This is a genomic window from Nocardiopsis sp. iso_25, from assembly GCF_056173305.1.
On the sequence record NZ_CM149667.1, the window covers coordinates 5,653,106 to 5,674,896 of the forward strand.

The 21,791-nt window shown below is 71.2% G+C and carries 20 protein-coding genes; 11 read left to right on the forward strand and 9 right to left on the reverse strand.

All coding sequences use genetic code 11. The features are described from left to right. Nucleotides 1–105: 105 nt before the first annotated feature. Nucleotides 106–834, forward strand: a complete 729-nt coding sequence (locus AC0VX6_RS24300; RefSeq protein WP_475466199.1) for a hypothetical protein — start codon at nucleotides 106–108, stop codon at nucleotides 832–834. Nucleotides 835–867: 33 nt separating this feature from the next. After that, on the forward strand, nucleotides 868–1,872 hold the full coding sequence (locus AC0VX6_RS24305) for a sugar phosphate isomerase/epimerase family protein (RefSeq protein WP_416023503.1): 1,005 nt from the start codon (nucleotides 868–870) through the stop codon (nucleotides 1,870–1,872). A 64-nt stretch (nucleotides 1,873–1,936) separates the two neighbouring features. On the opposite strand, the gene AC0VX6_RS24310 is transcribed toward AC0VX6_RS24305, so the two are convergent. The 4 genes from AC0VX6_RS24310 to AC0VX6_RS24325 form a co-directional block, all read right to left on the reverse strand. Next, a complete protein-coding gene (locus tag AC0VX6_RS24310; protein WP_274974815.1) occupies nucleotides 1,937–2,182 on the reverse strand; it encodes a hypothetical protein in 246 nt (81 codons plus the stop codon). A 107-nt stretch (nucleotides 2,183–2,289) separates the two neighbouring features. Further along, nucleotides 2,290–2,661 carry a hypothetical protein gene (locus AC0VX6_RS24315; RefSeq protein ID WP_274974816.1) on the reverse strand — a complete coding sequence of 124 codons (372 nt, stop codon included), beginning with the start codon at nucleotides 2,659–2,661 and terminating at the stop codon, nucleotides 2,290–2,292. A 95-nt stretch (nucleotides 2,662–2,756) separates the two neighbouring features. Further along, nucleotides 2,757–3,245: a hypothetical protein gene (locus AC0VX6_RS24320; protein ID WP_274974817.1), complete on the reverse strand. Its 489-nt coding sequence runs from the start codon at nucleotides 3,243–3,245 to the stop codon at nucleotides 2,757–2,759. Between the two features lie 417 nt (nucleotides 3,246–3,662). Then, nucleotides 3,663–4,361, reverse strand: a complete 699-nt coding sequence (locus AC0VX6_RS24325) for a carbonic anhydrase (protein WP_475466201.1) — start codon at nucleotides 4,359–4,361, stop codon at nucleotides 3,663–3,665. 419 nt (nucleotides 4,362–4,780) lie between these two features. Here AC0VX6_RS24325 and AC0VX6_RS24330 point away from each other — a divergent pair, with 419 nt between their 5' ends. Both AC0VX6_RS24330 and AC0VX6_RS24335 read left to right on the forward strand, forming a co-directional pair. Next, entirely contained in the window at nucleotides 4,781–5,416 is a 636-nt protein-coding gene (locus tag AC0VX6_RS24330; RefSeq protein ID WP_475466203.1) for a TetR/AcrR family transcriptional regulator, read from the forward strand. Between the two features lie 200 nt (nucleotides 5,417–5,616). After that, entirely contained in the window at nucleotides 5,617–6,483 is an 867-nt protein-coding gene (locus AC0VX6_RS24335; RefSeq protein WP_475466204.1) for an MHYT domain-containing protein, read from the forward strand. A gap of 230 nt (nucleotides 6,484–6,713) precedes the next feature. On the opposite strand, the gene AC0VX6_RS24340 is transcribed toward AC0VX6_RS24335, so the two are convergent. Both AC0VX6_RS24340 and metG read right to left on the reverse strand, forming a co-directional pair. Continuing rightward, nucleotides 6,714–7,637 (reverse strand): TatD family hydrolase, encoded by a 924-nt coding sequence (locus tag AC0VX6_RS24340; protein WP_274974820.1) that lies wholly within the window; start codon nucleotides 7,635–7,637, stop codon nucleotides 6,714–6,716. 79 nt (nucleotides 7,638–7,716) lie between these two features. Next, a complete protein-coding gene (gene metG, locus AC0VX6_RS24345; protein ID WP_274974821.1) occupies nucleotides 7,717–9,534 on the reverse strand; it encodes a methionine--tRNA ligase in 1,818 nt (605 codons plus the stop codon). Nucleotides 9,535–9,818: 284 nt separating this feature from the next. On the opposite strand from metG, the gene AC0VX6_RS24350 reads away from it, so the two are divergent. Together AC0VX6_RS24350 and secD are read left to right on the forward strand one after the other, a co-directional pair. Next, the gene (locus tag AC0VX6_RS24350) at nucleotides 9,819–10,265 is read left to right on the forward strand and encodes a hypothetical protein (protein ID WP_130395261.1); all 447 of its coding nucleotides are present in this window, start codon (nucleotides 9,819–9,821) and stop codon (nucleotides 10,263–10,265) included. Nucleotides 10,266–10,341: 76 nt separating this feature from the next. Then, on the forward strand, nucleotides 10,342–13,008 hold the full coding sequence (gene secD, locus AC0VX6_RS24355) for a protein translocase subunit SecD (protein WP_274974822.1): 2,667 nt from the start codon (nucleotides 10,342–10,344) through the stop codon (nucleotides 13,006–13,008). Between the two features lie 312 nt (nucleotides 13,009–13,320). Here the strand turns inward: secD and AC0VX6_RS24360 are convergent, their stop codons facing one another. Further along, nucleotides 13,321–13,983, reverse strand: coding sequence for an AIM24 family protein (locus AC0VX6_RS24360; protein WP_274974823.1), 663 nt, complete (start codon nucleotides 13,981–13,983; stop codon nucleotides 13,321–13,323). An 89-nt stretch (nucleotides 13,984–14,072) separates the two neighbouring features. Further along, the gene (gene rsmI, locus AC0VX6_RS24365; RefSeq protein ID WP_475466206.1) at nucleotides 14,073–14,951 is read right to left on the reverse strand and encodes a 16S rRNA (cytidine(1402)-2'-O)-methyltransferase; all 879 of its coding nucleotides are present in this window, start codon (nucleotides 14,949–14,951) and stop codon (nucleotides 14,073–14,075) included. Between rsmI and iscB the strand changes: the two genes are divergently transcribed. The 4 genes from iscB (at nucleotide 14,887) to AC0VX6_RS24385 (ending at nucleotide 19,086) form a co-directional block, all read left to right on the forward strand. Then, nucleotides 14,887–16,347 carry an RNA-guided endonuclease IscB gene (iscB, locus tag AC0VX6_RS24370; RefSeq protein WP_274974825.1) on the forward strand — a complete coding sequence of 487 codons (1,461 nt, stop codon included), beginning with the start codon at nucleotides 14,887–14,889 and terminating at the stop codon, nucleotides 16,345–16,347. The two genes, rsmI and iscB, sit on opposite strands and share 65 nt — an antisense overlap. 28 nt (nucleotides 16,348–16,375) lie before the next feature. Then, nucleotides 16,376–18,010 carry a dolichyl-phosphate-mannose--protein mannosyltransferase gene (locus tag AC0VX6_RS24375; protein ID WP_274974826.1) on the forward strand — a complete coding sequence of 545 codons (1,635 nt, stop codon included), beginning with the start codon at nucleotides 16,376–16,378 and terminating at the stop codon, nucleotides 18,008–18,010. A 309-nt stretch (nucleotides 18,011–18,319) separates the two neighbouring features. Beyond that, a complete protein-coding gene (locus tag AC0VX6_RS24380) occupies nucleotides 18,320–18,523 on the forward strand; it encodes a cold-shock protein (protein WP_013155080.1) in 204 nt (67 codons plus the stop codon). Nucleotides 18,524–18,777: 254 nt separating this feature from the next. Next, entirely contained in the window at nucleotides 18,778–19,086 is a 309-nt protein-coding gene (locus AC0VX6_RS24385; protein WP_274974827.1) for a sec-independent translocase, read from the forward strand. Nucleotides 19,087–19,128: 42 nt separating this feature from the next. Here AC0VX6_RS24385 and AC0VX6_RS24390 read toward each other — a convergent pair whose 3' ends face one another. After that, nucleotides 19,129–19,731: a hypothetical protein gene (locus AC0VX6_RS24390; protein ID WP_274974828.1), complete on the reverse strand. Its 603-nt coding sequence runs from the start codon at nucleotides 19,729–19,731 to the stop codon at nucleotides 19,129–19,131. A gap of 1,127 nt (nucleotides 19,732–20,858) precedes the next feature. On the opposite strand from AC0VX6_RS24390, the gene AC0VX6_RS24395 reads away from it, so the two are divergent. After that, entirely contained in the window at nucleotides 20,859–21,584 is a 726-nt protein-coding gene (locus AC0VX6_RS24395) for a response regulator (RefSeq protein WP_274974829.1), read from the forward strand. Nucleotides 21,585–21,791 lie beyond the last annotated feature (207 nt).

Genomic DNA, 21,791 nt, shown 5'->3' on the forward strand with positions numbered 1-21,791 from the left:
GCCCCCGGGCCAGGAGGAAACGTCCACCACCCCCGCTCGGTGCCGCGCTCGCCGGAAAGCGCTGACTGAGGTAGGGCGGCTCCATCCCCACGAGGAGACGTCACCATGCCCGCTCACAAGACCCCCTCCCCCGCCGGAACCGAGTTCCCGGACCCGGTGGCGGACACCCCCGCCACCTGGTGGCTGACCGGGGTGTCGTTCACGGTGGCCGGTGCCGCCGTCGCCTCCGCCGTGTTCCTCGGCGGTGACGGCGCGAACGGCGCCTCCGCCGCGCCGCAGGCCTCCGCGGACCGCCCCGACGCCGAACAGGTCGGCTCGCTGCTCACCCACACCCGCACGGCCCACGAGGGACTCGTCCCCGTGGTGGAGGACATGGAGGAGTTCCTGCCCACCGACGGATCACACCCGCCCCTGGAGTTGACCGAGGCCTCGGTGGTCAACTCCTGGCGCACCGAGGTGCAGGCCGCCTCGGTGCACTTCGGCGAGGTTCCCGAGTCCGGAGGCGCCCAACGGACCGCGCACGCGGGCCTGGTGTCCTCCGTCCGGCTGCTGTCCATGTCGGTCGACACCTACGCCAAGGCCGCCCTGGTCGAGGACGAGGACCTGCGCATGGACGTCCTGCACATCGCGATGGAACTGCGCGACGAGGCGGTCGTGTCGTGGTCGGTGGCGGCCACGCACCTGGACGCGGTGAGCGTGGACGCAGGGCACGGCCACGTCCACCTGTACCTGCCCGCCGCCCCCGACAGCGGGGCCCTCGCACCCGACGGCGCCGAGGAGGACGCGGGGCCGGAGGGCGCCGGGGAGGGCCCCGGCGACGGACACGACCACTGACCACGAAACCCCCTACTCCAGGAGGAGACGAACATGCCGCGACCAGTCACCCTGTTCACCGGGCAGTGGGCCGACCTGCCCTTCGAGGAGGTGTGCTCCCTGGCCGCCTCGTGGGGCTACGACGGCCTGGAGGTCGCCTGCTGGGGCGACCACCTCGACGTCACCCGGGCCGCCGTGGACGACGACTACGTGCGCGACCGGCTGGACACGCTCAAACGCCACGGGCTGGGCCTGTGGGCGATCTCCAACCACCTGCTGGGCCAGGCCGTCTGCGACGACCCGATCGACCACCGCCACCGCGACATCCTGCCCGCGCGGGTGTGGGGCGACGGCGAGCCCGAGGGCGTGCGTCAGCGGGCCGCCGAGGAGATGAAGGCCACCGCCCGCGCCGCCGCCAGGCTCGGCGTGTCCACGGTGGTGGGCTTCACGGGCTCGGCGGTCTGGAAGTACGTGGCGATGTTCCCGCCGGTGGGCGAGGACGTCATCGAGGCCGGGTACCGCGACTTCGCCGACCGGTGGAACCCGATCCTGGACGTGTTCGACGAGGTGGGGGTGCGCTTCGCGCACGAGGTGCACCCCTCCGAGATCGCCTACGACTACTGGTCCACGCAGAAGGCGCTGGAGGCGGTGGGGCACCGCCCGGCCTTCGGTCTGAACTGGGACCCCAGCCACATGGTGTGGCAGGACATCGACCCGGTCGGGTTCCTGTGGGACTTCCGGGACCGGATCTACCACGTGGACTGCAAGGACGCCCGCAAGCGGGTGGGCAACGGCCGCAACGGGCGGTTGGGCTCCCACCTGCCGTGGGGTGATCCGCGCCGGGGCTGGGACTTCGTCTCGACCGGGCACGGCGACGTGCCCTGGGAGGACTGCTTCCGCACGCTGAACGCGATCGGCTACCAGGGGCCGATCTCGGTGGAGTGGGAGGACGCGGGCATGGACCGGCTGGTCGGGGCGGCCGAGGCGGTGGAGTTCGTGCGCTCCCACGCCTACGACCCGCCGGAGGCGTCGTTCGACTCCGCCTTCGGGTCGGACTGACCCGGCTTCAGGCGCGGCGGCGGGGCGGCGCGTACCGGGGATCCCCCTCGACCGGGAGGCGGGGTCAGATCATCGGGGCGATGACCACCCGGTAGTGCCCCCCGTCGGCGGTCGAGACGTCGCAGCGGAAGTCGTTGACCCGGTTGACGGAGCCCTGCACCGCGCTGTCGCCGAAGGCCGCGGTGTCCACCCCGGGCAGGTGCTTGCGGATGAAGGACACCGCCTCCTGGACGGACATGGCGGTGTCCTTCTGCTCTGGGGTGACACGCATTCCGTCGTCGGTGAGACGGCTGATAACGACCCGGAACATGTGCTGTCTCCCTAGGGTGCCGGGGGGCGGACACCGGCATTCTGCCCCATCGCCTCCCCGGCTGGGAATCCTCCGGGCGGGCGGGGGCGCCGGTGCGGCCCCTCCGGTCAGACCTCCAGGTCCGCCTCGATGCCCTTGAGGCGGTGCCTGGCCAGGGCGAGGTTGCCCCGGGAGCGGTCCAGGGCCAGGTAGAGGAAGAGCCCCTGCCCCTTTCGGCTGCTGAGGGGCCGGATGATGTGGTACTGCCCGGACAGGGTGATGAGGATGTCCTCGATCACGTCGTTGAGCCCCAGTTGGTCCATGGTGCGCATCTTCGCGCGGACCACCTCGGTGTTCCCGGCGGCGGCGACGGTGAGGTCGAGGGTGTTGGTGGAGGCGAGGGTGCCCAGCGCCATCCCGCTGCTGTAGTCGACGACGGCGGCGCCCACAGCCCCCTCGATCTCCATCATCTCCTTGAGCCCGGCTTCGATGTTCGGCATGTCCTTCTCTCTCCTTGACGGGGGTCGGCGCGGCGCCCTGCGGTCGGCGATCCAGCGGCGCAGGCCGGAGGCGCCTCGGCGGGGCTGCCCACCGGTCACGCGGCCACCGGCCGGGAACGCTCGACGGACAGCGTCCGCAGCGCGGTGAGCACGCGTTCCAGCACCTTGCGGTCGACGGACGCGACCGCCGGCGCGGCGGGGCGGGGCAGGTCCCGCCGGGGCGGGCGGTCGGTGTCGTCGCGGGGAGGCGGCACCCTCGCCGTGCGCACCAGGTCGCGGAGCCGCCGCAGGGTGAAGCCGAGGCTGCCCTCCGTGCGGCCCATCCGGACCCGTACGCACAGGTCGGAGCCGTCCAGGACGGCGAACAGCACGTGGTGGTCGGTGTCGGTGACGACGACGTCCTCCACCCGCTGGTCGGCGCACAGGGGGCCCTCCCTGACGGCCCTGAGGATCGCCGCCGCGTCCGCGGCCGGATCGTCGGCGCCGACGTGGGCGAGGACGCGCCCGCGCCGCCAGTCGACGAGGCAGGCACTGCGCACCCCCGGCGTCTGGAGCATCTCCCGCAACTGCTGGTCGAAGCGCACGTCGGTCCTTTGCGAAGGCTGGGGCCGGATCTTGCGTCGGCCCGCGACGAATCAGGCTAACTGTCCTTTGCGGACATCACGAGAATAGGCGTCATGCGTTCGCTCCGCAGCCTTTTCAGTGATTTATTATGTTATGCCTGCCCGGAGGGGGTGGCGGAAAGCCGAAAGGAGGACGAGGAGGCACCGGCGCGTGTTTCGCCCCGCAGAGAAAGGAGAACGGCCCCGGTATCGCGCGCGGTCACCTTTTCTACCTTTCGGGGGTTTCGGGACCTCGGGCCCGGGTTGCGTCGGCGCGGGGGCGGGCAGCACGGCCGCCCGGGGAGGGGCGGGGAGGAGGGGGTGGGAGGACGCGGGAGGGTGGGCGGGACCGACCGGGGGCACGGGTCCGTGATCGTGCGGGCGGGGGACGGAGCCGGGTCAGAGCCAGACGACCTCGGAGGTCTCCAGGTCGTAGCGGGCGGGGACCACGTCCAGGAGGCCGGACTCGACCAGCTCGCGCAGGTCGGCGTCCACCCGGAGCTGGTCGGCGATGTACTCGGCGTTGGCCCGGACGCAGGCGTCCACGAAGTCGCCACCGTCGTCGGGGGTGGCCTCGACCACCGGCAGGATCCCCTCCACCAGGTAGCCGACGTGGCCGTGCGGGACCTCTCCGGTCTCGTGGGCCTCCACGGCCGCGGTGACCGCGCCGCACGAGGAGTGCCCCAGGACGACGATGAGCGGGACCGCCAGGTGCGCGGCGGCGTAGCTGATGCTGCCCAGGACGGACTCGTCCAGGACCTGGCCCGCGGAGCGGACGGTGAACAGGTCGCCGAGCCCGCGGTCGAAGACCAGCTCGGGTGCCACACGGGAGTCCCCGCAGGCCAGGACCACGGCGAAGGGGCTCTGACCGCGCGCCATCTCCTCCCTGCGGGCGGGGCCCTCGTTGGGGTGGCGGGAGTCGTACCGGCGCCAGCGCCTGTTGCCCCGCTTGAGGAGGCGCAGCGCCTCCGCGGCGTCCCCCGGCTGGGGCGCGGGCATGGGAGCCGACCAGGCTGGGGCGGAGGCGGCGGTGGCGACCGCGGCCCCGACCCCTCCGGTGAGGGAAACGCGCAGGGCGTTACGACGGGTGATGGCCATGTGTGGTCTCATTCTCGACGTCGACAAATATGGACTTTTGCCGCCAAACGAGGGCCAAATTACTCTTGCCCCATGAACCAGATCAAGGGTTTTTAACGCGCCCCTAACGCCCTTCACGGAGGCGCACACCCGGAACGGACGCGAAGGAATCCCTTTCCGTGCCGCTGAACTCGCATAACGCCGAACACGGACGTTTTCCCGCGGTTCGCCCGGCCTTCTCCAGCCGTGACGAGAAGTATTTCCCCGAGCACTCCGCGCGACCTGGAGGCGGGCGCGGTCCGGGGGCGCCCCGGCTCCGGGATAGGATGTGTTACCAACCGACCGTTCGTTAGGAAATCCTCGTGGGGTCCGGCGACGGAGGACGCGCCCGCGGCCGTCCCCGCCCACGGAGCAGCTCCCACCAGGTAGATTCGACAACCGTGTCCAGATCTTCCCCTGTCGAACCAGCGCCCTCCCGCCGCGCGGCAGCGGGGCGGCGACGCTCCGGCCGCCCCGGCCACGACGCCGACTCCGTCCTGCGCGTGGCCGCACGCGTGTTCAACGAACGCGGGTACGACGGCACGAGCATGGAGGACCTGGCGCGCGCCCTGGGCGTGACCAAGTCGGCCATCTACCACCACGTCACCGGCAAGACCGAGCTGCTGCGCCGCTCCCTGGATCTGGCCATGGACGCCCTGTTCGCGGTCACCCGCGAGGAGGCCTCGACCACCGGCCCGGCCATCGACCGCCTGGAGCACGTGCTGCGCGGCAGCGTCCGGGTGCTGGTGGACGAGCTGCCCCACGTGACCCTGCTGCTGCGGGTGCGCGGCAACACCGAGGTGGAGAAGCGCGCGCTGGAGCGGCGCCGGGCGTTCGACCACCTGATCGCCGACCTGGTGCGCGAGGGCGCGGCCGACGGCGACATCCGCCCGGACGTGGACCCCGCGGTCGCGGCGCGCCTGCTGTTCGGCATGGTCAACTCGATCTCGGAGTGGTACAAGCCGGACCGCGGGCTGGACTCCGACGAGATCGCCGACACCCTGGCGAGGATCGCCTTCGCGGGCCTGCGCGCCTGAGGGCCGCAGGGCCAGGGCGGAGCCGCCGCCGACGTGTGGACCCGGCGGAACTGAGGGTCGCGCCCGTGTTCCCCTGAGTTGCCGCTGGCCACATCAGGCCACACACGTTCGGGAACACCCCTGGCGCATCAGTCTCAGGCCTACCTACTATCCATGGAACCCGACCGAAACGGGACCAAGGTCATGGAAAGTAGTGCGCCGTGCTCGACCACCTCGCCCAGGACTGGCTGACCCCCTCCATCGCCTTCGCGGTCTCGGTGATCGGGTCGTTCCTCGGGCTGTCCTTCGCCTCACGCGCGCGCCGGACGAGCGGACTCGTCCGGTGGCAGTGGCTGACCCTGGCCTCCCTCGCCCTGGGCGGGGTGGCCGTGTGGTCGATGCACTTCATCGCCATGATGGGCTTCTCCCCACCCGGCACGGCCATCCGCTACGACGCCGCGCTCACCGTGGTCAGCGGCGTCATCGCCATCGCGGTGATGGCCGTGGCGCTCACCCTGACCATCCGCAGGAGGACGGCCCCCTGGCTCCTGCTGGGCGGTCTCATCGCCGGGACCGGCATCATCGCGATGCACTACCTCGGCATGTCCTCGATGAACGTGCACGGGGAGATCCACCACGACCCGCTCTACGTCGCCCTGGCCTGCGTGATCGCCCTGGTGGCCGCCACCGCCTCCCTGTGGTTCGCCTCCCGGCTGCGCGGTCTCCCCGCCATCACCGCCGCCTCCGTGGCCATGGCCGCCGCGGTGACCACCATGCACTACACCGGCATGGTGGGCGTCCACTTCACGGAACCGCGCTTCTCCCGGCACAGCCCCCCGGACGGTTCCAGCGGGCCGGACCTGGTGCTGCCCCTGCTCGCGGGCCTGTTCGTCTTCATGCTGATCTGCAGCCTCTTCCTCCTGCTGGGGGTGGAGGAGGAGCGCCCGGACTACTCCCGGCGCGCGCCCGCCCCCGACGCGCCCGCCTCCGGGAGCGGACCGGAGGAGCCCGCCGCGGAGTACGTTCCGCGGCACGCCACCGCCGCGCAGACCGCGCCCTCCGACGACGTGTGGACCAGGCGCCGCTGAGCCGCGCCGTTCCCCGCCCGTTCCCCGCCCGGAAAGACGGACGCGCTTCGCGCGCAGCCTTCCCGCGCAAGCGCGGCGGTTGAGCGGGACGGCTGGCGCGCCGCCTCCGGTGTGGGCGGCGCGCTGTCATCGGGGCGGGGTCGGCGCGTTCTCCCCGGAACGCGGGGACCCCACCGCCGTTCGGGTCCGCCGCGGTCCGGCGGCGAGGACGCGCGGCCGCGTGCCCCGGGTCAGAACCCGAAGGCGCGCCCCGCGTTGCCCGCGATGATCCCGGCGAGTTCGTCCTCGTCCATGCCCTTGACCCCCGCCAGCGTCCGCAGCGTGTGCGGGATCAGGTAAGGGGCGTTGGGGCGGCCCCGGTAGGGCTTGGGGGTGAGGAAGGGCGCGTCGGTCTCCACCAGCATCAGCTCCGGCGGCGCCGCGGCGGCGGCCTCGCGCAGGGACTCGGCGCTGGCGAAGGTGACGTTGCCCGCGAAGCTCATGAAGTACCCGTGCTCGGCGCACACCTTGGCCATGGCCGCGTCGCCGGAGAAGCAGTGGAAGACCACCCTGTCCGGCGCGCCCTCCTCATCCAGGATCCGCAGCACGTCCTCGTGGGCGTCGCGGTCGTGGATCATCACGGCCTTGCCGTGGCGCCTGGCGATGTCGATGTGGCGGCGGAAGGACTCCTCCTGGGCCCGCGCGCCCTCCGGGCCGGTGCGGAAGGTGTCCATGCCGGTCTCGCCGACCGCCACCACGTGGGGCAGCGCGGCCAGATCGTCGATGGCGGCCAGCTGCGCCTCCAGCTCCGCCGTCCCGCCGGGCTCGCGTAGCCTGCCCGCCCAGTCGGTGTCGTCCACCTCCACGCCCGGGGCGCCGTCACCGTGCACGATGCGCGGCGCCTCGTTGGGGTGCAGGGCCACCGCCGCCCACACCTTGCCCGGGTGCGCGGCGGCCACCTCGGCCGCCCACCGCGAGGAGGCCAGGTCCACGCCCACCTGGACGAGCGGGGTCACCCCGACGCCCTCGGCGGCGGCGATGATCTCCTCGACCTCCGGGGTCTGCATGTCCATGTGGGTGTGGCTGTCGGCCACCGGTACGCGCAGGGGCTCGGGTACCGGAGGGGGCGTCTGGTCGTTGCGCTCCCTGACCGCTCTGCCGCTGCGCTTTCCCATGCTCACGTTCCTCCACGAAGAAGCGCCGACGGGCGGTGCCCGCCGGTGCGGTCGTCCTTCCCTCAGCCCCGGCCGGAGCCTACCCGGCGGCGCCCTCCAGACGGGCCAGCTCCTCGTCCACGACCGACTGGTCGAGCTTGGCGAACAGCGGCTCCGGGCGGCCGAGCGCGGTGCCCACCGCGATCGGCCGCGACTCCCAGCGCGCCTCGTTGTCGGCGTAGTCCCCGGTGATGACCGGGTACTCCACCTCCTCCTCCGAGCCGCCGATCGTGTCCCGTCCGGCGTCGATGCGGGGCATGCCCGTCCAGGTGCCGGTGCCGCCGAGCATCGCGTACACCTTGTTCGCCGACTCGGGCAGGTACGGGGTGAGCAGCGTGTTGGCGTCCTGGACCAGTTGGAGGGCCACGTGCAGCACGGTGGCCATCCGCTCGGGGTCGGTCTTCTTCAGCGCCCACGGAGCCTGGTCGGAGATGTACTTGTTGGCCTCGGCCACGGTGCGCATGGCCTCCTGCAGGCCCGCCTTGAACTGGGACCGCTCCAGCCGCTCGCCCACCCGGGCGAACGCGGCCCGCGAGTCCTCCAACACCCGGCGGTCCTCGTCGGTCAGCTCACCGGCCGCCGGGATCTCGCCCAGGTTCTTGGCCGCCATCGAGATGGAGCGGTTGACCAGGTTGCCCCAGGCCGCCACCAGCTCGTCGTTGTTGCGGCGCACGAACTCGGCCCAGGTGAAGTCGGTGTCCTGCGTCTCGGGACCGGCGGCCATGATGTAGTAGCGCAGCGCGTCGGCGGAGTAGCGCTCCAGGAAGTCGCGCACGTAGATCACCACGCGCCGCGAGGAGGAGAACTTGCGCCCCTCCATGGTGAGGAACTCGCTGGAGACCACCTCGGTGGGCACGTTCAGCCCGCCCAGCGGGCCGGGCTCGCCGCCCCGGTCGCCCTCGCCGTTGTGGCCCAGCAGGATCGCGGGCCAGACCACCGAGTGGAAGACGATGTTGTCCTTGCCCATGAAGTAGTAGGACCGGGCCTCGTCGCCCTGCCACCAGCGGCGCCAGGCCTCGGGCTCGCCGATGCGCCGGGCCCACTCCACCGACGCCGACAGGTAGCCGATGACCGCGTCGAACCACACGTACAGGCGCTTGTTGGCGTTGTCGCTCCAGCCCTCCAGCGGGACGGGCACTCCCCAGTTGAGGTCGCGGGTGACCGCGCGCGGCTGGAGGTCCTCCACCAGGTTCAGGGAGAACTTGAGGACGTTGGGCCGCCACTGCCCCTCCTTGCCCTTGAGCCAGGTGGTCAGGGCGTCGGCGAAGGCGGGCAGGTCGAGCATGAAGTGCTCGGTGTCCACGAACTCCGGCTTCTCGCCGTTGATCCGCGAACGCGGCGAGATGAGGTCGATCGGGTCGAGCTGGTTGCCGCAGTTGTCGCACTGGTCGCCGCGCGCACCGTCGTAACCGCAGATGGGACAGATGCCCTCGATGTAGCGGTCGGGCAGCGTACGGCCGGTGGACGGCGACACCGCGCCCTTGGTGGTGTGGGCGAACACGTACCCGTTCTCGTGCAGCGCGGTGAACAGCTGCTGCGCGACGGCGTAGTGGTTGCCGGTGGTGGTGCGGGTAAACAGGTCGTAGGACAGGCCCAGGCCCACCAGGTCCTCGGCGATGATCCGGTTGTAGCGGTCGGCCAGCTCGCGGGGGGTCACACCCTCCTGGTCGGCCAGGACCTGCACCGGGGTGCCGTGCTCGTCGGTCCCGCTGACCATCAGCACGTGGTTGCCCGACATTCGCTGGAAGCGGGAGAAGACGTCGGAGGGGACTCCGAAGCCGGACACGTGACCGATGTGGCGCGGTCCGTTGGCATAGGGCCAGGCGACCGCGGTCAGGATGTGACGATTCGACGACATGACCCAAGCCTAAAGGCGGCGGCGGCCTGCCGTGCACTCCTTTCCCCCGCGCGCGGCCCCCGGGCGAGCGCACCGGGCGGCGCGCACCGGGCCGGACCCGGTTTCCCGCGCGCGGCCCGCAGCACGGTCCGGGGCACGGGCGGCCCGGCTGTGCGACAGGGGCCGAAGGGACATTCCCCGGGGCTTGCCGCTACCCGTATGCTCTGCTGGACGAGCCGTGCACCACCGGGACGCACGGTCGGGCAGCACTTCCCTCCCGGTCCTTCCCCGAGGCGGTGGTCACCATGGTTACCGGTGCCCTACCCCGTCCTGCCCGGCACACGACCGCGCTGCTGACCAGCGTGGTCCTGCTCGTCATCCTGTCCTTCCCCGTCGCCTCCGGCGGCGGGCAGCCGGCCGGACCGCCCCTGCCGCCGCACGGCCTGCTCAGCGCCCCCGAGGGCGCCGCGGCCGCGGCGGCGGACCAGGAGCGGGTGACCCCGCGCGAACGCGCGGACCTGGCCGAGAACCCGATGGTCACCGTCGGGCCGCCCGCCTCCACGTGCGACCACCGGTCGGTGCTGCGAGACCTGCCCGACACCGTGCCCAGCAGCGCACTGCGCCTGGCGGTGTGGGACCAGCCCTGGTGGCCGCTCTCTCCCCCCGCGCCCGTTCCCGTCCCGGACCTGGACGCCCCCGGGGAGCTGCCGCCGACACGGGCTCCCCCTCCCACCGCGAACACCGCCATCTGACCATCCCCGCGCGTACCCCCCTGTCTCCGGCGTGCGTCGGGATCACCCGTATTCGCAGTGAAGAGGTACCAGGTCCTTGTCCAGTCAAACGGGAGCGGGCGCGCGTTGGACACGCGCCCTCATCTCCCTTCTCGTCATCCTCGTCGCGTTCGGCGCGGCGTGGTTCATCCCGCCGCGTCTGGGGCTCGACCTCAGCGGCGGCACGCAGATCGTCCTGGAGACCCAGGACGGCCCCGAGGGCACACCCGCCAACTCCGAGAACACCGACCAGGTCGTCGAGGTGCTGCGCCAGCGCATCGACCGCCTGGGCGTGTCCGAGGCGACCATGTCGCGCTCGGGCGAGAACCGGATCATCGTCGAGCTGCCCGGTGTGCAGGACCCGGCGGAGGCCGCGCAGATCATCGGCCAGACCGCCCAGCTGTCCTTCCACCCGGTGCTGGGCGTGGGCCAGGCCGGCGGCCAGGGCGTGCAGGCGCCCGCCCCGGGCGACTCCGCCAACGCCCCGCAGGCCACCGCGGACGAGGCGCGCGCCCCGTCCGACGCCGCGGCCGAGGGCGGTGACGAGGCCGCCGAGGGCGGCGGCGGGGAGATGACCCAGGAGCAGCTCGAAGAGCTCATGGCGCAGCAGGGCGGCATGGGGGGCATGGGCGGCCAGCAGCCCCCCGCCGGTCCCAGCGCGGAGAACCCCGAGGACGTCGTGATGACGCTCCCCGACTCCGACGGCACCCAGCTCCAGCTCGGCGAGACCGCCATCAAGGGCGACCAGGTGGCCAGCGCCGAGGCCGCGCTGGACAGCGTCAACCGCGCGCAGTGGACGGTCAACGTCAACTTCCGCGGCGAGGGCGCCGACCAGTGGACCGCGCTGACCGCCGACGCCGCCTGCTACGACCAGGGCGACCCGCGCCGCCGCGTGGCCATCGTGCTGGACGGGCAGATCATCTCCGCCCCGGAGGTGAACCCGGAGTTCGCCTGCGACGTGGGCATGCCCGGCAACACCACCACCATCACCAGCCCCGACTTCACCAGTGAGACCTCCAACGACCTGGCCGTGCTGATCGAGGGCGGCTCGCTGCCGCTGCCGGTCACCGAGGTCCAGCGCCAGACGGTCGGCCCGACCCTGGGCGCCGAGGCCATCCAGGCCAGCGCCGTCGCCGCGATCCTGGGCCTGGCCTTCACCACGCTCTACATCACGCTGGTCTACCGGCTGGTCGGCTTCCTGGCCGCCCTGGCCCTGGGCTTCTACACGCTCATCGCCTACGGCGCCCTGGTCGCCATCAACGCCACACTGACACTGCCGGGTCTGGCGGGCTTCGTGCTGGCGATCGGTATGGCCATCGACGCCAACGTGCTGATCTTCGAACGCACACGCGAGGAGCACCAGCGCCAGGCGAAGGTGTACGAGGCCAACAAGTCGGCCGGGCTGCGGGACGCCACCGAGGACGAGGCCGCCAAGGCCGAGTCCGGGGTGCTCGCCCGCAAGCGGCGCCGGGCGGTGCCGCCGAGCCTGGAGAAGGCGTTCGTCGTGGGCTCCCGCAAGGCGTGGAGCGCCGTCCTCGACACCAACATCACCACGCTCATCGCCGCCGCCCTGCTGTTCTTCTTCGCCTCGGGCACCGTGCAGGGCTTCGGTGTGACCCTGAGCATCGGTACCCTCGTCTCGATGTTCTCCGCGCTGGTCATCGCGCGCGTGTTCGTCGAGTGGGCGGTGCGCCGCGCGGTCGTGCGCAAGCACCCGGCCGTCAGCGGCCTGAACCGCATCGGCGGCGTCCGCACCTGGCTGGTCGCCAAGGACCCCGACCTCATGGGCCACCGCACCAAGGGCCTGATCGTTGCGGGTCTGATCGTGGCGGCCGCGATCGCCGCCCCGCTGATCCGCGACACCAACCTCGGTGTGGAGTTCACCGGCGGCCGCGTGCTGGAGTACGAGGTCAGCAGCGGGGAGGGCGTCTCGGTCGACGAGGCCCGCTCCGTCATCTCCGCGCTGAACTTCCCCGGCTCGGACACGGCCGTGGTCCAGGAGTCCGGTGACGGCGACATCTCGGTGCGCACCGGCAGCATCTCCGACGACGACGCGGCCCGGATCGCGGACGCCCTGAGCGAGCAGACCGGCGGCGTGGAGCTGGTCAGCGACGAGCTGATCGGCCCGAGCATGGGCGACGAGCTGCGCAACCGGGCGCTGATCGCCCTGGGCGCGGCCCTCGCGCTCCAGATGGTCTACCTGGCCTGGCGCTTCCGCTGGTCGTTCGGCGTGTCCACCATGCTGTCGCTGGCCTTCAACCTGGTCCTGGTGATCGGGCTGTTCATCTGGCTGGGCAAGCCGATCGACGGCGTGTTCCTCGCCGCGCTCCTGAGCGTCATCGGCTTCTCCGTCAACGACACGGTGGTGGTGTTCGACCGGGTGCGCGACGAGTGGGCACGCGACGAGAAGTCGAAGTTCTCCGAGATCGCCAACCGCGCGGTGCTCAACACCCTGCCGCGTACCGTGAACACCTCGATCGGCGCGCTGATCATCCTGGGCTTCCTGACCTTCCTCGGCGGGTCCTCGCTCCAGGACTTCTCGATCGCCATGCTGGTGGGTCTGACGACGGGCGTCCTCTCGACGATCTTCGTCGCCGTCCCGCTGGCCATCTGGCTCCAGAGGTGGGACAAGACCGACCCGCCCCACGTGGTCAAGGAGCGCAAGGCCAAGCAGAAGGTGGCCGCCAAGGCCGCCCGCGAGGCCGACGACGGAGCCGTCGTCTAGGGTCTGTTCTTTGGCCGGGCCTCAGCTTGTGGGGGTTGGTTCGGGCGCCCACGGGGTTCTGGAGGTGGCGGAGGCGGGTTCGTGAGGAACGAGCGAACCCGCCGAAGACACCGAAGGTTCCCGTTCTCCGGGCGCCCGAACACAAGAAGGACCGCGCCGCAGGCGTCCGTTGAGGGTGGTGGCGGGCGACGGGTGGGACAAAGCGGAGCGGAGGTCCAAAAAAACACGGCCCGCCGCGCCGCCCACGGGTGGCGCGGCGGGCCGACAGGCGAAGGGCCCCGGGACGTGTCCCGGGGCCCTTCGCCTGTCGGGTCAGGCCGTCTGGGCCGCGACCGGCGCGCCCTCGGAGGCCTGCACCAGGACGAAGCCCTGACCCTCGAAGGAGAGCTGGAGCGCCTCGCCGCTGCCGCGGCCGATGAGCGCGCCCGCCTTGGCCGTGCGGCGCACGCCCGTGCTCAGCGAGCTGGACCAGGCGACCGCGGAGTCGGTGTCCACGAAGGTCGGCTGGTCGACGTTGATCAGCACCGGGGCGCCGTGGCAGGCGATGGCCACCCTGCCCCGGCCGCTGAAGACCGTGTTGAAGAGCCCCCCGGCGGCCATGCCCGCGCCCTCCACGCGGCGGATGTCCCAGCTCAGCCCGGCCTCGAAGGCGAGCACGTTGTCGCCGTTGACCGTGAGGTGGTCGTCCTCCAGGTCCACCAGGTGCACGTCCCAGGCGTCGCGGGCCAGGAACACGTCGCCGCGCCCGGACACCTTCATCAGCGGCAGTCCCTCGCCGGTGAAGGCCTTCTTGAAGAACTTGCTGACGCTGCCGGACCCCTCGTAGGAGAAGTCGACCTGGCCCTGGTAGGCGACCATGGCGCCCTGGCGGGCGAAGAACTCGCCGTTGAGGCCCACCCGGAGCATCTTGTGGTTCTGCAGGTGCATACCCGGCTGGCTGGTCTCCTGGGCCTGCTGGAAGAGGTTGCTTCGCATGAACGTGTTCCCCATCGACGGTCTGGCTGTTTCACCCGGTCAGACGCTCCAGAACCGGAAAGGTTCCGCCGCGGGCCCGCCGTTTTCGGTCAGTCGGCGGACACGATCCCGTGCACCAGGTCGTAGACCCGGCGCTTGGGGACGCCGAACTCCCTGGCCACACGGGTGATCGCCTCCTTGCGGCGCACGCCCTCCTCCTCCAGGCCGGAGGCCGCGGCGACCAGGTCGGCGTCCCCGACCGTCCCCGGATCGCGGCGGGCGCCCTCCACCACGAGGGAGATCTCGCCCCGCACCCCCTCGGCGGCCCAGGCGGCCAGCTCCCCGAGGCCGCCCCGGCGCACCTCCTCGTAGGTCTTGGTCAGCTCCCGGCACACGGCGGCGCGCCGGTCGGCGCCGAAGGCCGCGGCCATCGCCTCCAGGGTGGCGGCGACGCGGTGGGGGCTCTCGAAGAACACCATCGTGCGGCGCTCGGCCGCCAGGTCGGCCAGGTAGCCCGACAGGCCCTTGCGCGGCGGGAAGCCCTCGAAGCAGAAGCGGTCGGTGGGCAGGCCCGAGACCACGAGCGCCGTGGTGACCGCGGACGGCCCCGGGATGGCGGTCACCGGGATGCCCTCCCCCGCGCAGGCGGCGGCCAGCCGGTAGCCGGGGTCGGACACCCCCGGCATCCCGGCGTCGGTGACGACGAGGACGTCGCTCCCCGCGCGCAGGTCGCCGAGCAGCTCGTCGGTGCGGCGGCTCTCGTTGGCGTCGTAATAGGACACGACGCGGGCGCCCGCCTCCCCGCCCAGGCGCACGTCCGCGCGGGAGGCGAACTGGCGTAGCCTTCGGGTGTCCTCTGCCGCGATGACGCGGGCGCCCTCCAGTGCGCGCAGCAGCCTGGGCGGCGCGTCCTCCACGTTCCCGATGGGCACACCGGCGAGCGTCAGGGTTCCCGTCCCTCCGCTCGTCCCAGCTCCACCCTCAACCACTGTGATCCCCGTCCTGTCGCGCTACGGTTGGCTCATCACGCCATCCGAAACCTGGTTTCGTGGTCCGTCCGCAAAGGACAACCATCTCCGACCCCAACCTACGAGCCGAGGTAACGCGTTCCCCGCTCGAAGACGGGGCTTTCGACCCCCGGGTCGAGGGCCTGGCGTTACCAGCACCAGCCAACACCAGGGAGGTGACCAGTTGGCTACGTTTCACACAGGTGAGAAGACCCACCAGGCCGTGCTTCCTCAGCGGCCTGCTCTGGAATCCGCGTCAGCAGACATTCCAAGGAACGGGAACGAAACGGGGCGCGGAAGCCACGTGCGCGTGGCACCCGGTGTGGAACATGTGCGAGGGGAGACCACCGGTGGTTCACCTACCGCTGGTGGCGTCACCCCCGTGCCCTCAGGGGCCGGGGAGCAGGCCCGTGAGGGCCGTTCACCGAAGAGCACGCCCCGCAAGGGGCACCCGTACGTGTTCGTGCTGGACCGCCACGGCACACCGCTACAACCCACCCACCCCGCGCGGGCCCGCCGATTCCTGGCCCGGGGCCGGGCGACCGTGGCCCGACACACCCCCTTCGTCATCCGGTTGAAGGATCGCACCACCACCGGGTCCGAGGTCGACGGGGTCGAGACAGGCGTTGACCCAGGCAGCAGGCGCACCGGCATCGCCGTGTTCACCGACCGGGATGGAGAACGCCGAGGCCGCCACGCGGTACGGCTGGACCACCGAGGCGGTCAGATCGCCAGGAGGATGCGCCAACGCGCCGCCTACAGAAAGGGACGCCGTTCTCGTAACCTGCGTTACCGGACGGCCCGGTTCGACAACCGCACCCGTCCACGCGGGTGGCTGCCTCCCTCGCTCCGGCACCGAGTGGACACCACTCCGGCCTGGGTGGGTCGTCCGTCCCGGTGGGCGCTGTGGCGGTCCCTGGACGGGTGCCTGCCCACCCGTGTGGGCTCGGGAGGCCGGACGAAGTGGAACCGCACCCGCAACCGCCTGCCCGAGTCCCACAGCCTGGACGCCCTGGCCGTGGGCAGGGTCGAAGCCATCACCACGGCTGTTCCAACGATCCTGGTCGTCAGGGCCACGGGGCGCGGCTCCTGCGCCCGTACCCGGGCGGACAGGCACGGTTTCCCCCGGTTGCGTCTGCCCCGCCGCAAACGGTTCTTCGGTTTCCAGACCGGGGATCCGGCCCGAGCGGCCGTGCCATCGGGTATGAACGCGGGGACGCACACAGGCCGGGTGGCGGTGCGCAGCAGCGGGAGCCACACCCTGCAAACCTCGCATGGGCCGATCAAGACCTCATGGAAGAACCTCTGTCTGTTCCAGCGAGCGGACGGTTACGGCTACACCACCCAGAAGGAGGCAGGGGCTCCCTCCACCGCCTGAGGGCGGGAGTATCCACCCCGTACACCCGATGACCACCACCGCACCTTTCTCCGAGGCAGAGCCCTCGCCCTCGCCGCGGTCGGCGCGGATCCGCGCCCGCTTCCTGCCCGTCAACCCCGCGCCCCGCTGGCTGGGTTGGCTGGGCGCCTTCGCCGTCGCGCTGTTCGCCGGGGCGCTGAGGTTCTTCAACCTCGGCCAGCCGGACCGGATCTACTTCGACGAGACCTACTACGCCAAGGACGCCTACGGGCTCTGGAACTTCGGCTACGAGCACGAGACCGTCGAGGAGCCCGTCGAGGCCGACGACCTGCTCGCGCAGGGGTACCAGGACATCTTCACCGGCACGGGCGACTTCATCGTGCACCCGCCGGTGGGCAAGTGGATGATCGCCCTGGGCGACTGGCTGTGGTCGCTCCTGCCGTTCGGCACGACCATGACCCCCGAGGCCTGGCGGTTCGCCTCCGCCGTGGCCGGGGTGCTCTCGGTCCTCATCCTGGTGCGGCTGGCCACGCGGATGACCCGCTCGGTGCTGCTGGGCTGCACGGCGGGCCTGATCATGGCGCTGGACGGCCTGCACTTCACGCTGAGCCGCATCGCCATGGTGGACATCTTTCTCACCCTGTGGATCCTGGCCGGGTTCGCGTGCCTGGTGATCGACCGGGACAGCACCCGGGAGCGGATGGCCCGCCTGGCGGAGGCGGGCGGGGACCTGGTGTCGGTGGGCTGGCTGGGGATGCGCTGGTGGCGGCTGGCGGCCGGACTGTGCTTCGGTCTGGCGGTGGGCACCAAGTGGTCGGCCCTGTTCTTCGTCGCGGCGTTCGGCCTGCTCACGGTGGCGTGGGACTACGGGGCCCGCAGCAGCGTCGGCCAGCGCGGCTTCTTCTGGCGGTGGCTGGGCATCGACGCGATCCCGGCGTTCGTGCAGACCGTGGTGGTCGCGGGGATCGTCTACCTGGTCTCGTGGTCGGGGTGGCTGTTCACCCGCGGCGGCTACAACCGCGACTTCGCGGACGGCATGCTGCCCGAGTGGGTGCCCGGCCTCCTGAGGGAGCCGGTGGAGGCGCTGTGGAGCCTGGTGGACTACCACCAGCGGATGATGACCTTCCACACCGACCTGACCAGCGACCACGCCTACATCTCCGCGCCGTGGGAGTGGCTGGTCATGCGCACCCCGGTGATGTTCCACTACAACGGCGAGGTCGCCTCGTGCGCCACGGGCGACTGCGTCACCTCGGTGGTCTCCATCGGCACGCCGGTCATCTGGTGGTCCAGCCTGCTCGCACTGACGGTGATGCTCGGCTGGTGGGTGACCTTCCGCGACTGGCGCGCCGGGGCGGTGCTGCTGGCCGTGGCCGCGGGGTGGCTGCCGTGGTTCGCCTACCCGGACCGGCCCATGTTCCTGTTCTACGCCGCCCCTCTGCTGCCCTTCCTGGTCCTGGCGATCGTGCTGGCGCTGGGCCTGGCGATGGGGGCAGGGGAGGACAGTCCGCGCTTCGCCCCCTACACGCGCGCGGTGGGCGGCATCGTCTACGGCGTGGTCCTGCTGTTGATCGTGGCCAATTTCGCCTACTTCTACCCGGTGTTGTCGGCGTATCCGATCGACGAGGGTATGTGGCGTGAACGCATGTGGTTCGACGTGTGGATCTACGGCAACGGCGGTTAGAGAACGGCGTCCCGGCGCATCCGTGTTCGCCGCGCCCCATTAGTGGTCCGGCGAACGGAAATCAACAGTTGCGAGTTGCCGAAACAGGACAGGGAAAGAGCGCGATTCCCGCGTGGAAGGCCTCGGCAGGGCAGCACCCTCCCTGGTACTGTCAGCAACTGGTTGCTGTTGTAGTTTCCATGGATGCCCGGGGCGCCTCGCGGAACTTCACGTGGGCGCTCGCCGGTGCGGGATTCACTCGTCGGTCAGGCGCCCGGCGGCCCGGGGCCAGCAGGGTGCGGCCCCGCAGTAGTCCCCAAGGGAGTGCACATGGCTCAGGGCACCGTGAAGTGGTTCAACTCTGAGAAGGGTTTCGGGTTCATCGCCGTCGAGGGCGGTCAGCCCGACGTTTTCGTCCACTACTCGGCGATCTCGGGCACCGGCTTCCGGAACCTGGAAGAGGACCAGAAGGTCACCTTCGACATCATCCAGGGCCCCAAGGGCCCGCAGGCCGCTGACGTCAAAGCGGTCTAGGGTCGTCCTTTCCACGCGGTCGACGGAGTTCCCGGTCGCCCGACGGCACCGTCCGCGTCCGCGTTCCCTTACTTGACGGCGCACCCGAGCAGCCGGGACCGGGTGGAGCGCCCGCGCCCAGCCCTCCGCTCGACGAGCGGGGGGCTGGCCCGTGTCCACCCCTTTGCGGACGACCGGGGCGAGGTTACCCAAGCCTCCCGATACCGGTTAACCTGCTTGAAGCCGGTCGGTACACCGAAGGACTGAGGTCGCGCATGTTCAACATCAGCGGAGGAGAGTTCGTCGTCCTCCTCCTGCTCGCGCTGCTGATCTTCGGCCCGGACCAGCTGCCCAAGGCGGCGCAGCAGGTGGGCAGGGTGCTGCGCCAGCTGCGGACGATGGCCAACTCCGCCTCCAACGACATCCGCGAGGGGCTGGGCCCGGAGTTCAAGGACTTCGACGTGCAGGACCTCAACCCCCGGCGCTTCGTGCAGAAGCACTTCTGGGAGGAAGAGGAGCAGGAGGACAAGCCCGTGGCCCGGCTGAACGGCAAGCGCCCCCCCTTCGACGACGAGGCCACCTGACGCGGGCCCCCGGCCGGAGCGTCCCCTCCCCGCTCGTCGGTCTCACCCCACGAGCATGAGCACGAACAGGGCCAGGCCCAGCAGGATCACCGAGCCCACGATGATCGCCGGGGACCCGAAGGCCAGCACCAGGACCTCCACCGCCAGCGCCCCGCCGAAGGCCCCGGCCAGCCAGGGCCAGCGCGGGCCCGGCTCCCAGTCGTGGCGGCGCTCGCGGTTGAGCGTGATCAGGAACGCGCACCCGATGAGCAGCCAGAACACCAGGTGGGCGAGCGCGCGGGTCTGCGGATCGACGTAGTCCGCCATCCCGCCGACCACCATCACGTAGGTCGTCGTTCCCGCGAGCAGCCGCCAGTGCCCGCCCGTCCTGCGGGCGGGGATGACCTTGCGCCGGGCCGGTGTGGTGCGCCGGAAGCGCTCCGCCGCGACCACGGGCTCCTCCTCCACCGGTTCGACCGTGGTCTCGCGCGGCCCGGGAGGCGGGGGTTCGGGGGGCGGGGGCTCGTATCCCCCCACCGGTGCGGTCTCCGGCGGCGGCCGGTGCTCCCGCGTCGGGGACACGGAGTCCTGCGGCGTGGTCGGGGGGTCCTGCGGCGGGAACTCCTCGGGGTGGTATCCGCCGGGGTACTTCGGGGAGTCGGACACGGTCCGCCCCTTCACGGTCGCGCGGTGGGCCCCTGCCGGGGCCGGGGTTCGGTGTCCGGATCCCTACCCGGTGCCGCGCTCGGTCAAATCCCCGCCCTCGGGCCTTCCGGCGGCGGTGCGTGCCGGAAAGGCGGGGGCGGGGACGAAGAAGGACCCGACCGGTCCTCGGGGGTCCGGTCGGGTCCCTGTGCCGGGGTTCGGCGGAACCCTTTCGGCGGGCTGGTTACAGCCAGGACCACCCGCTGTCACGGGCGGTAATCACGTGCGTGGTCATGGCATCTACCTTTCGTATTGGCTTCCAGCCCATCCCAGGACAACGATGGCGTAGAGCACTCTCGGTCCGCAAGACCCGTGGACGAATGTTCATCATTTTATGGCACGGGCACCACCGAGGCCCGCCGAAGCATGGACCAAATAAACGAATCCTGACTCGTTTCCCCAGTTCAGAAGGGTTTCCATTACCGTAGCCAGAACACCTGGCAGCTTGGCGGCCTGCCAAAACAAGACATCCGCCAGGTCAAATCCACACCATGAATATAACGGAGAGCGACGGCGTTCCCATTTCCCCGGGACGGGAAATCGGGATATCCGGCGGCGCGTTTGGGGGCGGCCCCGGAGATCAACACGGGCTGTTACCAGGGAGAACCTGTTGAACTTAATGTCGGAAAGCAGAGCTATGCCCAACTTTGCACCATCACATCCGTTCTGTCGGAACGTGACTCTGCGTCATGGCGCCCTCGGCCCAGCCGCCCGGGCGCGCCCCCGGAGAGGGGGCCCGCAGAACAGGTGTTTCGGTCATGCACAAAACCGCATATCCCACTTCCCCCTTCCCCGACCATGGCGGCGTCGCCCTTCCGCGGCCGTTCCCCGGTGCCGTTCGCACCGTTTCCCCCGGACGCGCCCGGGGTAGCGGGCGGTGAGTTCGTCCGTTACCACTCCGCTCACCGAACGCACATGAGACAATGAGCAGCCCCAGCAGGAGGTCTCCATGCGCGTCTCTCTCCCCCGGCCGGCCCTTCTCCTGGCCGGCGGTCGGACATGCCCGCACCGCGTCCGCCCGGACAGACCCGGGTCCCCGGTGCGCGAGAGCCCGTCACTCGGCCAGGGACGGGACGGGTAGGCGACCCATGAGCGCACACTCTCTCTTCCCCGCGCAGGCCCCCTATCCTGGGGAGCCCGCCTCTCCGGCCGCCCCGATCCGCGCCATGGTCGTGGACGACCACGCGCTGTTCCGCCGGGGCCTGGTGTCGGTCCTGGACGAGGAGCCCGACATCGACGTGGTCGACGAGGCCAACGACGGGGAGGAAGCCGTCCGCCTGGCCGCCGAGCTGCGTCCGGACGTGGTCATCATGGACGTGATGATGCCGCACACCAGCGGCATCGACGCCTGCTCGCGCATCCGTGAGGCGGTGCCGCACACCAGGTTCATCATGCTGACGATGAGCGATGACGAGAGCGACCTGTTCGACGCGCTCAAGGCCGGGGCGACGGGCTACCTGCTCAAGGCCATCTCGGTGACCGAACTCGCCGAGGCGGTACGCGCCATCGTCAAGGGCGACTCGTTCATCAACCCGGCGATGGCGACCAAGCTCATCGGGGAGTTCGCCGAGCTGGCCAAGCAGGAGAGCGCCCCGCCCAGCCGCACGACCATCCCCGAGCTGACCCGGCGCGAGACCGAGGTGCTCAAGCTGCTGGCCCGCTCCCTGAACAACCGGGAGATCGGGGAGCGGCTGTTCATCACCGAGAACACCGTCAAGAACCACGTCCGCAAGATCCTGGAGAAGCTCCAGGTGCACTCGCGCACCGAGGCCGCCATCTACGCCGTCCGGGCCGAGTACGTCTCCGGGCGCTGAGGCCTCCCGCCGGGCCGCGCCGCCTCCGGCCCGCGACCGCCGTACGGCCGCCAGCCGGACGCTGGGGCCCGTCCGGCATCAGAAGCACTACGAGCCCCAAGAGCACCGAGAGCGCCCGCGTGGGCGCGTCCTGCGCACGGCGGACCGCACAGGGGCGCCCGGGAGCCCCGGCGCGGTTCGGCTCGCGCCCTGCGGCCGGTCGGGAGC

Coding starts and splice junctions, on each gene's coding strand:
- iscB (WP_274974825.1), top strand. CDS start 14,887: ATGGGCACACCGGCGAGCGTCAGGGTTCCCGTCCCTCCGCTCGTCCCA.
- AC0VX6_RS24395 (WP_274974829.1), top strand. CDS start 20,859: ATGAGCGCACACTCTCTCTTCCCCGCGCAGGCCCCCTATCCTGGGGAG.
- metG (WP_274974821.1), bottom strand. CDS start 9,534: ATGTCGTCGAATCGTCACATCCTGACCGCGGTCGCCTGGCCCTATGCC.
- AC0VX6_RS24380 (WP_013155080.1), top strand. CDS start 18,320: ATGGCTCAGGGCACCGTGAAGTGGTTCAACTCTGAGAAGGGTTTCGGG.
- AC0VX6_RS24325 (WP_475466201.1), bottom strand. CDS start 4,361: ATGGCCATCACCCGTCGTAACGCCCTGCGCGTTTCCCTCACCGGAGGG.
- AC0VX6_RS24385 (WP_274974827.1), top strand. CDS start 18,778: ATGTTCAACATCAGCGGAGGAGAGTTCGTCGTCCTCCTCCTGCTCGCG.
- AC0VX6_RS24375 (WP_274974826.1), top strand. CDS start 16,376: ATGACCACCACCGCACCTTTCTCCGAGGCAGAGCCCTCGCCCTCGCCG.
- AC0VX6_RS24310 (WP_274974815.1), bottom strand. CDS start 2,182: ATGTTCCGGGTCGTTATCAGCCGTCTCACCGACGACGGAATGCGTGTC.
- AC0VX6_RS24340 (WP_274974820.1), bottom strand. CDS start 7,637: ATGGGAAAGCGCAGCGGCAGAGCGGTCAGGGAGCGCAACGACCAGACG.
- AC0VX6_RS24360 (WP_274974823.1), bottom strand. CDS start 13,983: ATGCGAAGCAACCTCTTCCAGCAGGCCCAGGAGACCAGCCAGCCGGGT.
- AC0VX6_RS24305 (WP_416023503.1), top strand. CDS start 868: ATGCCGCGACCAGTCACCCTGTTCACCGGGCAGTGGGCCGACCTGCCC.
- AC0VX6_RS24350 (WP_130395261.1), top strand. CDS start 9,819: ATGGTTACCGGTGCCCTACCCCGTCCTGCCCGGCACACGACCGCGCTG.
- AC0VX6_RS24315 (WP_274974816.1), bottom strand. CDS start 2,661: ATGCCGAACATCGAAGCCGGGCTCAAGGAGATGATGGAGATCGAGGGG.
- AC0VX6_RS24300 (WP_475466199.1), top strand. CDS start 106: ATGCCCGCTCACAAGACCCCCTCCCCCGCCGGAACCGAGTTCCCGGAC.